At 59.9% G+C, this 12594-nt stretch carries 11 protein-coding genes and 1 pseudogene; 4 read left to right on the top strand and 8 right to left on the bottom strand.

Features of this window, described 5'->3' with window-relative positions; genetic code table 11:
• Nucleotides 1-338, top strand: a pseudogene (locus EOA60_RS04335) (hypothetical protein); the annotation flags it as partial.
• Nucleotides 339-557: 219 nt separating this feature from the next.
• Here EOA60_RS04335 and EOA60_RS04330 read toward each other — a convergent pair.
• The gene (locus EOA60_RS04330; protein WP_127241977.1) at nt 558-1667 is read right to left on the bottom strand and encodes a helix-turn-helix transcriptional regulator; all 1110 of its coding nucleotides are present in this window, start codon (nt 1665-1667) and stop codon (nt 558-560) included.
• A gap of 171 nt (nt 1668-1838) precedes the next feature.
• Between EOA60_RS04330 and EOA60_RS04325 the strand changes: the two genes are divergently transcribed.
• Nucleotides 1839-2288, top strand: a complete 450-nt coding sequence (locus EOA60_RS04325; RefSeq protein WP_127241976.1) for a cupin domain-containing protein — start codon at nt 1839-1841, stop codon at nt 2286-2288.
• Nucleotides 2289-2366: 78 nt separating this feature from the next.
• Here EOA60_RS04325 and EOA60_RS04320 read toward each other — a convergent pair whose 3' ends face one another.
• Nucleotides 2367-3929 carry a winged helix-turn-helix domain-containing tetratricopeptide repeat protein gene (locus EOA60_RS04320; RefSeq protein ID WP_127241975.1) on the bottom strand — a complete coding sequence of 521 codons (1563 nt, stop codon included), beginning with the start codon at nt 3927-3929 and terminating at the stop codon, nt 2367-2369.
• Nucleotides 3930-4039: 110 nt separating this feature from the next.
• Between EOA60_RS04320 and EOA60_RS04315 the strand changes: the two genes are divergently transcribed.
• Complete coding sequence (locus EOA60_RS04315) at nt 4040-4501, top strand: cupin domain-containing protein (protein ID WP_127335406.1); 462 nt, start codon at nt 4040-4042, stop codon at nt 4499-4501.
• A 198-nt stretch (nt 4502-4699) separates the two neighbouring features.
• Here the strand turns inward: EOA60_RS04315 and EOA60_RS04310 are convergent, their stop codons facing one another.
• The 6 genes from EOA60_RS04310 to EOA60_RS04285 all read right to left on the bottom strand — a co-directional run bounded on the left by EOA60_RS04310 (nt 4700) and on the right by EOA60_RS04285 (nt 11518).
• A complete protein-coding gene (locus tag EOA60_RS04310; RefSeq protein WP_127240639.1) occupies nt 4700-6355 on the bottom strand; it encodes an ABC transporter ATP-binding protein in 1656 nt (551 codons plus the stop codon).
• Nucleotides 6345-7169 (bottom strand): ABC transporter permease, encoded by an 825-nt coding sequence (locus EOA60_RS04305; RefSeq protein WP_245460790.1) that lies wholly within the window; start codon nt 7167-7169, stop codon nt 6345-6347. The genes EOA60_RS04310 and EOA60_RS04305 overlap by 11 nt, the downstream gene beginning before the upstream one ends.
• A gap of 65 nt (nt 7170-7234) precedes the next feature.
• Nucleotides 7235-8281 carry an ABC transporter permease gene (locus EOA60_RS04300; protein WP_095832867.1) on the bottom strand — a complete coding sequence of 349 codons (1047 nt, stop codon included), beginning with the start codon at nt 8279-8281 and terminating at the stop codon, nt 7235-7237.
• 64 nt (nt 8282-8345) lie between these two features.
• The gene (locus EOA60_RS04295) at nt 8346-9953 is read right to left on the bottom strand and encodes an ABC transporter substrate-binding protein (protein WP_127240634.1); all 1608 of its coding nucleotides are present in this window, start codon (nt 9951-9953) and stop codon (nt 8346-8348) included.
• Between the two features lie 117 nt (nt 9954-10070).
• Nucleotides 10071-10424, bottom strand: coding sequence for a Rieske (2Fe-2S) protein (locus EOA60_RS04290; protein WP_095781418.1), 354 nt, complete (start codon nt 10422-10424; stop codon nt 10071-10073).
• An 11-nt stretch (nt 10425-10435) separates the two neighbouring features.
• The gene (locus EOA60_RS04285) at nt 10436-11518 is read right to left on the bottom strand and encodes an amidohydrolase family protein (protein ID WP_095781417.1); all 1083 of its coding nucleotides are present in this window, start codon (nt 11516-11518) and stop codon (nt 10436-10438) included.
• A gap of 130 nt (nt 11519-11648) precedes the next feature.
• Between EOA60_RS04285 and EOA60_RS04280 the strand changes: the two genes are divergently transcribed.
• Entirely contained in the window at nt 11649-12506 is an 858-nt protein-coding gene (locus EOA60_RS04280) for a LysR family transcriptional regulator (protein WP_127240632.1), read from the top strand.
• Nucleotides 12507-12594 lie beyond the last annotated feature (88 nt).

Genomic DNA, 12594 nt, shown 5'->3' with positions numbered 1-12594 from the left:
ATGATCTCGACATCGACAAGGTCCTCAGAACGTGCGCGAGATATGGTGTCGCTGTCGAAATCAACGCGCATCCTTGGCGGCTCGATCTCGACTGGCGGTGGCATCAGAAGGCACTCGACTACGGCTGCATCTTCAGCATCAATCCGGACGCGCATTCGATCCGCGAACTCGACCACATGCATTGGGGTGTGGAGATGGCACGCAAGGGGGGCGTTCCTAGGACGCGGGTTCTCAATGCGATGGGTTTGGCGGCTCTGCTTGCGCACCTTTCAAAGCGCAAGTGCGATTCCAAGTCCGGCGGCAAGCGCCGCTCGTCTGCGTCGAAAGCTGCCGCATGAGGCTCCTCGCCCTAGCTTTCGAAGCATAGATTAGCGCTTAATGTTTCGACGTCAGCAGCTTTGGCCCAGTTCGGCGATCGACGGGCACTGTAAATGCCTGGAAGGGGGCCGCAAGCGGACCGGCAGCTTGCAGAGCGGAAGGATCAGACCACTGCGTCCGCGTGCGTGCGATGTCGTTCAGAGGCTCTTGCGACCTGCGGCGAGCCTCGCTGCGACCGGCTATTGTCGCTCGTAAACGCCGCTCGCTGCGATGAGACGCACCAGCCCCGCCTGTCGTCGCGTCTCCGTCTTTTCGAACACGTGCTGCAGGTGGGTCCTCGCCGTGGTCAGGCTGATGCCGAGTTCGTCGGCGACCGCCTGCAGCCCTTCGCCGCGGGCGATCGTTATGGCCACGGCCGCCTCGGTTGGGGTCAACCGATAGAGAGTGCGCAACTGGCCCTGCATGGTCCGCGGCGCGCTGTCCGGATCGGCCACGAACACGATTGCGGCGGGCCGGCCGGTCACGAACCATGTCAACTCGATCTTCAGCGGCGCCACCAGCACGCTCAGCGATCGGCGCGGCACCGGCCGGCCGAGCGCCATTACGCCGCCCACGGCATCCGACCGTTCCGCCGCCGTGGCGATCAGCCGCTGGAATTGTCCGGCATCCGTGGGCTTGGTTGCACGCACAGCAGATTTCTCGATCCTGATCCCGTCGGCTTCGGTAAGCAGTGCTTCGGCCGCCCGGTTGGCAAACAGGATCTCGCCGTTTGCTGCCACGATCAGCAAGCCCTGGGCGACGCGGTGGAGCGCCTCGACATTGGCACTCCTGGCGATCTCCGAACGCGAGAGACGCAGTCCCACGCTCGCCGCGCGAACCAGATGCGGCCCGATGCGGCGCAGCCGGTCGAGGTGCTCGGGCTCGAACTCTCCTGTCGCCTCGGCGCGTCCGCAGGTGAACACGACGCGCATGTCCGGCTCGTTGGCAAGCACGACCCCGATCGAGTGGCACATGTCGCCGGGCCGGCAGAAGTCGTTGTAGAACTCGGAGCGCCGGTAGACCTCGCGCGGCAGCAGGTCCCAAATCGGGATCAACGTGCCGGCGCTCAGCCTGGCGATACACGGCAGGAACACATTGGTCTTGTAGTAGTACTGCGCGTAGGTGAGGTCCGCCTCCGGCGGCATGCGGACCGAACTCGCTTCGCTGCGCAACGTCTTTGCGTTCTGGAACGTCAGCTTGGTGGCGGCGCCTTCGAGGAAATCCGACAGCGTCTCAAGAACCCGCGGCCAGCGGCCGGGTTCGACCGCCGCATCGTAGATTTGTCCGACCATGCCGTCGAAGTCGTGCATGTGTGCCGGATTTCTCCGCACCCTCACCTGAAGGGAGTTGCAGTGTGCCGGAAGCCGGCGTTGCTGACAACCGTTCGCCGCATCTCATAGGTTCATAGGAGGCGCCCGCCGAGGCTCAACGTGTAGCTATCGTTATGTCATCAAAGCTTCACTCCAACCCATGTGGCGAAGATGCAAACACAGGCAGCACCTGGCACTCAAACCAATTGGAACGGCACACACTACGAAACGCTGCTGACGGCGCAAGAGTCCGGCGGCAAGCTTGGGGCATTTGCATCCGATGCCGATCCGGGCGACGGACCGCCGCGCCACCGTCACCTTGAGGCGGACGAAGTCTTCGTCATACTCCAAGGACGGCTACGCTTCTGGCGCGCCGGGGAGACTTTCGAACGCAGCGCCGGAAGCATGATCTACATCCCGGCTGGCGTCGAGCATGCGTTCATTGTCGTGGAGCGTGCGCGATGGATCGCCATCTTGTCACCCGGTGGTCTCGAGGGCTTTTTTCCGACGGTTGCCGCGCAGGGGCTGGAAATTCCGCGCAATCTCGCCGAAATAAAAGCGATCGCGGCCCAGTTCGACATGGAGATTACCGGGCCACCCCTGGTCGTCGCTGGACGTTAGGCGTCGCGCCGACATCATCCGATCAAGGAGATATCGAGCTTCCCCTCGAACCGCTCAACGAGTTCGTGCGGTGTTGAGCTACTCTGGCAATCCGGCTGCCCGTAGCGCGCTGCCAAGAGCCTCCGCGAGCGCGGGCGCGCAATTAACACCGGCAAACTGGCGGCTGTAGCGGAAGGCCGGCTGGAGTTGGATCACGCGAGCGGCGGCTGCCTTCGCTTCGTCCAGCCGGCCAAGCTTGGCCAGCGCGGCCGCCAATTGCACATAGGTGATGCTATGCGCCGGATTGGCTTGGACGGACTTGTAGGCAGCACGGCAAGCCTCTTCGTAGCGGCCGCGCAGCAAATGGCTCATCGCCTGCGCGTCAAAGGCGGCCCAGGCCCACGAATCGAAGGGGCTCAGCCGCAAACCCTGCTTGCTCCATTCTATCGCCCGCTCCGCTTCACCGCTCCATCCGAGAATGACGCTGCCAAGGATGTAGGTCAGGGCCGATGACGGGCTGATGGCGAGGGCGGCTTCCAATGCCGCAAACGCAGCGGCACGATCATGTGCATCCATTGCGATGGAAAAGCCCGCCCATGTCAGGGCGAGAGCATCATCCTGTCCGTGGACGATGGCCGACCGCGCGTGGCGGATCGAAGAAGCGCGGTTGATCTCCTGCAGGCCGGCGCGAAGAAATAGACAGTGATGGCACATCGCGGCGTTGCCATGCGCCAGCGCATAGGTAGGTTCGAGCGCGATCGCACGCCCGAGTAGGACCAGCGCTCTGGTCACTTGCTCCGGCATGCCTGAATCGACATCAGGCTGCGCCTGCAGCACGAGATCGTAGGCATCGAGGCTATCGGGGCGTTTGCGCCTGACGCGTTCGATTTCGGCCTTCCGCACGCTTGGCGCAATCGCGCCCACTGCTGCCAGCGCGATCTCGTCTTGGAGCGCGAAGATGTCGTCGGAGCTGCGGTCATAGCGCTCGGCCCAGACATGGCCGCCGGTCGAAGCATCGATCATCTGCGCGGTGACCCGCACGCTGCCGCCGGCCTTGCGCACACTGCCTTGGAGCACATAGCGAACGCCAAGCTCGCGGCCGATCTGCTTCACGTCGACGGCGCGACCCTTGTAGGAGAAGGTCGAGTTTCGCGCGATGACGAACAGCCATTTGATGCGCGCCAGGCCTGTGATGATGTCGTCCACCATCCCATCGGCAAAATACTCTTGCTGCGGATCGCCGCTCAAATTCGAGAATGGCAGGACCGCGACGGAGGGCTTGTCAGGCAAGCTCGGCGCCGACGTGGCGCGGATGGCGGCCGATGTATCGGGAACATTGGTGGCGACGGCAGGTCCGACATAGCGATAGCCACGGCGCGGCAATGTTTCGATCCAGTCGGCGACTTTCGCGGCGTCGGCCAATGTCCGGCGCAAGGCTGCGATCTGGACCGTCAGATTGTTGTCGGCAACCGCCGATCCGCCCCAGCCGGCGTCGATCAACGCGTCCTTGGACACGGGCACGCCCGCATTCTGGATCAGTAGCCGCAGCAGCGCGACGGCGCGTTGCCCGAGCATGGTCGGCTCGGTGCCGTAAAAGAGAATGCCCACCTCCGGATCGAGGCGAAAAGGGCCAAAGCGGTAGACATCGCCCCTGACTGTCATTGGAGCCTTTTAGCAAATTTTTGGCAACGGATTCACGACTTTCCGGCGCGAGCGGCCGATGTTTGCGCGAACGCTTGCCAGAAACAAGCGCCCTGCCAGAGGAGGATCATATGAGCGCTGATGCCGTCATCCGCATGCCTGACGAGAAGAAGGGCGTCATGCTGCGGGGCCATCCCATGACGTTCCTCGTCACCGATGAAAATACCAGGCATTCCAGCATGTTCGACTGGACGATCCCGCCGGAATTCGCCACCGGGCGGCATGTGCACCGGGTGCAGGAGGAGACCTTCTATCTGCTCGAGGGCGAGTGTGAATGGCATGTCGGCGACAGGACGATCCGTGCAACGCCGGGAACCTTCCTGTTCATCCCGCCGGGCGTGCCGCACAACATCACCAATGTCAGCGAGAAGCCTGCGCGCGTGCTGATGACCGTCTCTCCGCCTGGCCACGAGCATTATTTCGAAGAGCTGGCCATCCTGGCGGCGCGTGGGGCGCCCGATCCAAAAGCGCTCGCCGATCTGCGAAACCGCTACGACACCGACCAACTTTCGACGCTGACGGCGCGCGCGTGAATGGGGCTAGCGCAACCATACCTTGGGGCTGTCGCAGCGTCGCGCTGCTCGCCGGCGATGTCAGTTCAGAAGGTCACGTGAATGTCGCTACGGCCGTAATGAGGCGCAGAGCTGCCGTCGCGGCATTTTCGCGTTGGAGACGCCATCAAACTTGGGCAATAAGAATTCGAGAAGTGCTGATCCGGTGCGCAGGGCTGTTTAGCCAGCCGCGTCCAGAGTGCCTTGGCGCTTCCGTTTTGCTAGAAGTCCCGTCAGCCAATCCGGATCCATTGCCGGGACGGAGGAGAGTAGCAGTTCGGTGTAGGCAGCGTGGGGTGACGTCAGTATCTCGGTTTTTGGACCCTGCTCCACAACCTTCCCTTGGTGCATGACGACGACCTCGTCCGCGATTGCTCTTACTGTCGCGATATCATGGGTGATAAAGATGTAGCTGACGCCGAGTTCGCGCTGTAGGCGTATTAGAAGCTTCAAGATTTCTTCTTGCACAATTTGATCCAGAGCCGAAGTGACCTCGTCACAGATGATGAGCTCGGGATTCGCGGCGAGCGCGCGCGCAATGCAGATCCGCTGTTTCTGGCCTCCGGACAATTCACCCGGCAGCCTGTCGAGGAAACTTTCGTCCATCTCGATCATATGCATGAGTTCGCCGATCCGGCGGTCGCGCTGCTCCCCTTTTAAGCCTAAATAGAACTCGAGCGGACGCGCGATTACCTCCTCGACAGTCTGGCGAGGGTTAAGCGCGCTGTCCGGCGATTGATAGATCATTTGTATACGCCGCAGCAGGTCTTTCGAGCGCTGCTTTAAAGACAAGGGAAGCGGCTGGGCGTCAAATGAGATCGACCCGGACATAGCAGGCAGCAAACCGGTCACGACACGGGCGAGTGTCGATTTCCCGGACCCTGATTCACCCACCAACGCGACTGTTCGGCCACGCGGAACCCTGATGGACACGTCCGACAGCACCTTGACCCTTCCGGCATATGCGGCGGTGACATTGTCGATGGTAAGTATGTGGTCCCGGGCCTCTATCTCCGGCTTGGCAAGTTTGCGCACAGCCCAGAGCGTCCGAGTGTATTCCTGAGCAGGAGCTGTGAGCATCTGCCGTGTACCCGCTTCCTCGACAGTTTGTCCGTGGCGTAGAACCATGATCCGGTCCGCCATTTGCGCCACTACCGCCAGATCGTGTGTCACGTATATCGCTGCAGTGTTAAATTCCTCAACGACCCTGCGGATCGAGGCCAAGACCTCGACTTGAGTCGTCACATCGAGCGCAGTTGTCGGCTCATCGAACACAATCAGGTCGGGTCGGCAAGCCATAGCCATGGCGGTCATGGCTCGCTGCAACTGGCCACCGGATACCTGATGCGGATAGCGGAAGCCTATGGTCTCGGGCTCTGGAAGTTGGAGGCGTTTATAGAGCTCCACAGCATCACGGTTGGCCTCACCTCGGCTGGCGATCCCGTGCGCAACCGCCGTTTCCACGGTCTGATCAAGCAGCCGGTGAGCCGGGTTGAACCAGGCAGCCGCGCTTTGCGCCACATAAGCAATGCGGGAGCCTCGGAGCCGCCGACGGCGTGCTTCGCTCATCGACAAAAGATCGACCCCATCGAACAGCACCGAGCCGCGGGTAATGCGGCATCCTGGCTTGGCATATCCCATTGCAGCAAGGCCGATAGTGGACTTCCCGGCACCGGATTCGCCAATCAGGCCCAACACTTCTCCGCGCTTGAGCGAGAAACCCACACCGCGCACGATCGGGTGCCAGCGCTCGTCGGAGAATCCTTCAACGTGAAGGTCGCGGACCGTGAGAAGATCTGTCCCCCTTTCGCGCGCGATGACACTGCTACTTTTCATCACGCAGCCCGCTCGTTGAATGCAGAAACCAGTCCACGACGAAGTTCACCGCTACTGTGAGAAGGGCAATGGCGCCCGCGGGCAAAAGCGGCGTGACATCGCCATAAGTAAGCAGCGTCGCGTTTTCCCGCACCATCGATCCCCAATCGGCGGATGGCGGCTGTATGCCGACGCCCAGGAACGACAATGCCGCAATGGTCAGAAAAACAAAACAGAATCGCAGACCAAACTCCGCGATGAGCGGCGGCAGAATGTTGGGCAGGATTTCCTTGCGGAGAATCCATGCGGGGCCTTCGCCCCGCAGCTGCGCGACCTCGACATATTCCATCACTACTACGTTCAGGCCAACTGCTCGGGCCAGACGGAACACGCGCGTCGAATCGAGCAGCGCTATGACCAAGATGAGGCTGGTTATCGAAGATCCGAATATCGAAAGCAACATCAGCGCGAAAATCAGGCTCGGGATCGACATCAACACGTCCACGGCGCGTGACAATAGTTGGTCTAGCCACCCCCGGTACATTGCAGCGAGAAGGCCGAGCGTCACACCCGCTGCAAAGGACAAGATAGTTGTGATGAAGGCGATGCCGATCGTGTTGCGGGCGCCGTAGATCAGTCGCGTAAGCATGTCGCGACCGAGTTGGTCAGTCCCGAACGCAAACTCGTGGCTCCAGGGCGCGAATGCCTCGCTAAAGACCTGTGTTTCTCGATATGGAGCGATGAGAGGCGCAAACAATGCGACAACAACGTAGCAGAGGATCACGCCCATACCGAACCAGGCGCTGAGCGGGGCCTTCTTCAGCGCTATAGTCATGCGAGATCGGCGCGTCCGCCTTACCCTTGGCGCCCTGGTGGTCTGGATCACAGGCTCTGCACTTGTCATCGTGGGTGCAAAAGTCTCGGATTGGTTGCGATCGAGATGATGTCGGCGATCAGGTTGAGCAGGATGTAGGTAGCGGCGAACACAAGCGCGCAGGCTTGAACAACCGGTACGTCTCTCGATCTCACGGCATCGACCATCAGTTGGCCGACGCCGGGGTAGACGAACACCACCTCGACAACCACGACGCCGACGATGAGATACGCAAGATTGAAGGCCACAACCGTCACAATCGGGGCCCAGGCGTTTGGCAACGCGTGCCGAAGCACGACCACCATTGGCCTCATTCCCTTCAACCGGGCCATGTCGATATAGGGGCTCGAAAGCATGTTGAGGATCGCTGCGCGCGTCATCCGCATCATGTGAGCAACGATGACAAGCGTGAGCGTGATTGACGGCAGAGCGGCGCGCCAGACGTGGTCCCAGAAAGGGGTCTGGTCGTTGATATTGGCCAGAGTTGGGAACTTCGGCACGACGTTCAGGGTCCAGTTGATCGAAATTGCCAGCCAGACAGGTAAAGACTGTGCGAATTCGGTTCCCGCAAAGGTATCGCGCGAGATAATCAGGAAAGCGAGCATGTAGGCAACGAAGAATTCCGGGAACGAAATGGTCGTAAGTGTTACCGTGTTCACAACCCGATCGAACCAGCTGTTGCGATATAGGGCCGCGACAATGCCCAGCCCCAGCGCCAGCGGCACCGCGATGAGAGCGGTCATGACCGCCAGGAACATGGTGTTGTAAAGGCGAGGTGCGATGATCTCGGCGACCGTCCGCCGGTAGCCGGTTCGACTGGCAAAAGAGGATCCAAAGTCACCCTTTGCCATCTTACCGATCCAGCTGAAGTAACGCTCAACTGGGGGGCGATCGAGGCCGATCTCGTGTTGAAGGGCCGCGACCGTTTCCGGGGTGGCAGATTGACCGAGTGTCGCCTTGGCGAAGTCGCCGGGGAGCATTGCAATCGCCGAAAAAATGATGATCGAGACGACGAACAGGGTAATTAGGCCGAGGCCTAACCGTTGTAGAACCGTCTTTGCGACCGGATTCAAACGCATGCGCGCATTCCCAGGATTGCGCCGTCCGCAGGGCGAGCGACGCAGCTGGCAAACACCCCTACGCCTCCGCCATCCACCAGCGCTCTGCCATCTTCAGTCCGTCATTTTCCCAATTCGGCGCCACATCGCCATGGCCTAGTTTCTTGGATTGGGCGCTGACGAAGTTGTTAAACACCAGCACGATGCTCCCACTATCGTCGTGGGCCAGCTGTTGCATCTCGCCATACATAGCGGCGCGCTTGGTTTCATCCGTCTCGGCTCGTGCTTGGACAAGCAATTCGTTGAAACGAGGATTTTTCCAGAATGACTCGTTCCAGCTGGATTCCGCTGCGAAGGCTTGTGTGAACATCCAGTCGGCTGTCGCGCGACCGCTCCAATAGGAAGCGCACCACGGTTTCTTGAGCCAGACATTGTCCCAATAGGCGTCCTCCGCCTCGCGCACCACATTGACGTCGATGCCGCACTGTGCGGCGGTCTCGCGAATGAGCGCCCCCGCGTCCACCGCACCTGCGAAAGCGGCATCGGCAACCGAGAGATCAACCTTTAGCTTTTCCATTCCCGCCTTCTTCAAATAATGGCGGGCTTTTTCAGGATCGAAACGGTGTTGCGGCTCCGGGTTCTTGTAAAACTTGATCGCCGGCGCGATCGGACTGTCATTGGCAACGGTGGCATGTCCGAGGAAGATTTTGTCAGCGATCTCTTGACGGTCGATCGCCCACTTCATTGCCATGCGGACGTCCGGATTGTCGAAGGGTGCCATAGTGACGTTCATCGGCAAGGTATAGTGGCCGTAGCCGGTGACTTCGATGATCTCGATTTTTGGATTGCGTTTCAGCATGCCGAGTGTCTTCAGATCGGCGCGGCCAATGTAATCCACTTCCCCGGTGGAGAGGGCAGCCATGCGTGCCGCCAAATCAGTAATGGCGATGAACTCCACCTCGTCCAAGTAAGGCTTGCCGTTCTTGAAATAGTTCGGATTGCGCTTGAGCTTGGCCGAAACCCCAGGCTGGAAATTCTCGAGCACGAATGCGCCGGTTCGTGTTCCTGATGCCCAATCCGCCTTCCCGTCCACGCTCGGCATGATGACGAAATGATAGTCGCTCATGATATAAGGGAAATCGGCGTTGCCGCTTTTGAGGGTAAAGACAACCGTTTCTGGGCCATCCGCCTTGATGTCGGAAACGGATTCAAGCAGAGACTTCGCCGCCGATTTGGTATCGACACCCATGTGATACCGCATAGAGGTCACGACATCTTCCGCCGTCACATTCTTGCCGTTATGGAAGGTGACGCCCTTGCGCAGCTTGAAAACCCACGTTTTGGCCCCATTGGAAGATTCGAAGCTCTCGGCCAAGTCCGGCTGTATGCCACCCTTGGCGTCGACCTCCGTGAGGCCGTTGGACATAGCGCCTGAAAAGGCCGTTTGCGTGAAGGTATCCGGATAGCCGGCCGGATCGATGGAATCTGTCGTCGCGCCATGCGCCATGCCAAGTTTGGCGAAGCCGCCTTGCTGCGGTTGTGCCCGCGCTGCGGTGACGAAGATCTGGTCGGAGGCAGCGACGGTCAGACCCGCGGCTAGTCCCAAATGGATGAAGTCGCGGCGGGAAACCTTGCCGCGCCCGATCAGACTTTGCGCGACGCGAAATTTGTACTCAGATTCAGACATTTCCGTTCTCCCATTTGCGGATTTTCCGCTATTTTTTTGAACCCATTCAAGTCAGCCGGTCAGGCCTTTTTCCGCTGGTTCCGTCTCCCTGCACCGGGCTGCTGATCGTTTTGACCCTCACGCCGTCACATAAATGTTGCCGTCCTCAACTGTGACCGGGAATGTTCGCGCACGCACAGTTGGGTCGACGAGTGCGGAACCCGTCTTGATGTCGAACTCCCAGCCGTGCCAGGCGCAGCGCACGATCTCGTTTTCTCGATGATAGATGAACCGCGCATCCTCGACCGGCGCGGTCGTCCCGCATTGCGGCCCCTCACAGAGGGGCGCACCGCGATGCGGACAGATGTTGAGCAGCGCATGGAAGCTCTCTCCGATCCGGAACACACCCACCGAAAGGCTCCGGACTTTGGCAATGACAGGTGTCCCGGCTTCGATCTCGTCAACGCGGCAGATGAAGGTTTTCTCGCCCATATTCTGCTCCGTCAGGCAGCGTTCGCGGTCAGGATGGCAGGAATGCGCTTGTAGACCTCGAGCGCATTCTGCCCCATCACCTTCGCTTTCCAGGAAGGCGGAATGTGGAGCGTATTGGCGTCGTCATAGTCCCAGTGCGGATAGTCTGACGCAAACATCAGCGTGTTCTCGCCATCCATCGCTTCCAGAATGGACCACAGATGCTGCACGTTGGCTGGCTGCTCCAGCGGCTGTGTTGAGAAGCGGATATTACGGCGGCAATATTCCGATGGCAGCATCTTGAGCCATGGCGTTTCTTTACGCAGCGCCTTGTAGTCCGCGTCGAGGCGCCACAGCACCGTCGGCACCCATGCGACGCCGCATTCGATCACGACGAAATAGAGTTCTGGCCATTTCTCAAAGACGCCGTGAGCGATCATGCTGGCGACATGGCTGATCGCCGACATGTGCAGGATGGCGTGCGTTTCCCAGAAGAAAGTAGTGGGGGCAGGCGCGACGGCGTTCCAGTTGACACCTCCGTGCCCGCCGAGGTGAATCGCGAACGGCAATCCCATTTCCGCGCAGGCTTCATAGATCGGGTGGTAGAAGGGATCACCATACGGCTTCACTGAGCCTTGGGAGGCTAGAACCTGGACCATGCGAGGATGATTGCCCAGCCGACGGATTTCAGCGGCCGCCAGCTTTGGATCCTGGGGCGCAATGACGATCGAACCCATGAAGCGATTGTCCTTCGGCAACCACTCCGCGATCTGATAGTCATTGTAGGCACTGACCAGGGCACTAGCGTAATACGGGTTTGCCAACGTTGAGGCTTCAATGGGCTCGTCGCCGGTCAGGACTGCCACCCCGACATTATACTTGTCGAGATGTTTTTCCTTCATAATCCGGTAGTTGTCCGCCTCGGTCTCGGGCCGCACATCTTTTCGGGAGAAATCCTGCGGATGAAACCAGGGGCGATGGCCGTGTGGGAAAGATCCTTTGGGGCCAGTCTTCTCGCCCTCGATGAACATGTCCTTCCAGATGCCCGAAAGATACGGCTCCAAAACCGTGGCGCTTGACCAGTAGTTGTGACAATCGCAGTCGACGATAAACACTTTAGCTTCGCTCCCTGTCTGGCTTAGCCGCGCCTAGCCGTTTACTGCCTCCACCTTCCGCCTTGACAATTCCCGGATCAAGCCAATGATCTCTGGCTAATGATCGGCTTTTTCGATTAAGGCGTGCTGCATGCAGTTGGACCACATCGAGACGTTCCTCGACATCATTGAATCGCGCAACTTCAACCGGACTGCGGACCGGCTGAACATTACTCAGTCTACGGTGAGTTCTCGGATCAAGGGTCTGGAAAGCGCGGTTGGGTCAGAGCTTTTCCATCGTGGTCGTGCTGGCGCTGAGCCGACCGCGGCAGGGCGACGTTTCGAAGCCTACGCGCGAGCGATGCTTTCGACATGGTCGCAAGCGCGCCATGACGTGCGCGCATTCAACCGGTTCGAAGGGACGCTACGTGTGGCCGCACAGGTTGGCATGACACGATCGGTGCTGCCTGGGTGGGTGGAGGCGCTCTGCCAGGTTCTTCCAAAGGCCTCGATTCATGTAGAGTCCGACTATTCCAATCAGATGGTGACCGATCTCAGCATGGGAAATCTCGACATAGCCGTGCTCTATGCACCCCGCTATCTTCCCGAAATTACTTATGCGCACCTCATGGTCGAGGAATATGTGATGGTCTCCACCGTTGCGAGGACGCTATCGGAGGTGAATCCTGACAGCTACATTCGCCCGGGGTACACCGTCGTACTCGAGAAAACCCATTCGGAACTGATCCCTGCCCTGGCAATTTCCAGGCTATCCATGGGATCCGAAAGCTTGGCCGAGGCGATGCTGCGACGAACCGGGGGGAGCTGTTACATGCGCAACGACGATGCCCGCAGGTTCACGGCCGAGGTCCCGTCGTTCCTGGTCGAGGGCGCCCCGACGCTTTACCAGCCCGTCCATACGGCCATGCTCGCCCGGCGCAAGCATGAGCCGATCATCCGCAAGGGGCTTCGTGCGCTCCAGCTCGCGGTGATGTCGCTCGAAACATAGATCGGAATACCCGATCAAAAAGTAGGGCTCAACCCGCTGTTCCGCGAAGGCTTTGGATGGCATGTTGGCGCGTGACTGAGAGCCCAAA

Origin of the sequence: Mesorhizobium sp. M1A.F.Ca.IN.020.06.1.1 (assembly GCF_004023265.1) — a bacterium.
In the GTDB taxonomy this organism is placed as follows: Bacteria; Pseudomonadota; Alphaproteobacteria; order Rhizobiales; family Rhizobiaceae; genus Mesorhizobium.
This window is presented reverse-complemented; position numbering and strand designations above follow the sequence as displayed.

Bases quoted from the DNA above. Each gene is read 5' to 3' on its own strand.
- EOA60_RS04330 (WP_127241977.1), bottom strand. From the start codon at position 1,667: ATGCACGACTTCGACGGCATGGTCGGACAAATCTACGATGCGGCGGTC.
- EOA60_RS04325 (WP_127241976.1), top strand. From the start codon at position 1,839: ATGCAAACACAGGCAGCACCTGGCACTCAAACCAATTGGAACGGCACA.
- EOA60_RS04320 (WP_127241975.1), bottom strand. From the start codon at position 3,929: ATGACAGTCAGGGGCGATGTCTACCGCTTTGGCCCTTTTCGCCTCGAT.
- EOA60_RS04315 (WP_127335406.1), top strand. From the start codon at position 4,040: ATGAGCGCTGATGCCGTCATCCGCATGCCTGACGAGAAGAAGGGCGTC.
- EOA60_RS04310 (WP_127240639.1), bottom strand. From the start codon at position 6,355: ATGAAAAGTAGCAGTGTCATCGCGCGCGAAAGGGGGACAGATCTTCTC.
- EOA60_RS04305 (WP_245460790.1), bottom strand. From the start codon at position 7,169: ATGACTATAGCGCTGAAGAAGGCCCCGCTCAGCGCCTGGTTCGGTATG.
- EOA60_RS04295 (WP_127240634.1), bottom strand. From the start codon at position 9,953: ATGTCTGAATCTGAGTACAAATTTCGCGTCGCGCAAAGTCTGATCGGG.
- EOA60_RS04290 (WP_095781418.1), bottom strand. From the start codon at position 10,424: ATGGGCGAGAAAACCTTCATCTGCCGCGTTGACGAGATCGAAGCCGGG.
- EOA60_RS04280 (WP_127240632.1), top strand. From the start codon at position 11,649: ATGCAGTTGGACCACATCGAGACGTTCCTCGACATCATTGAATCGCGC.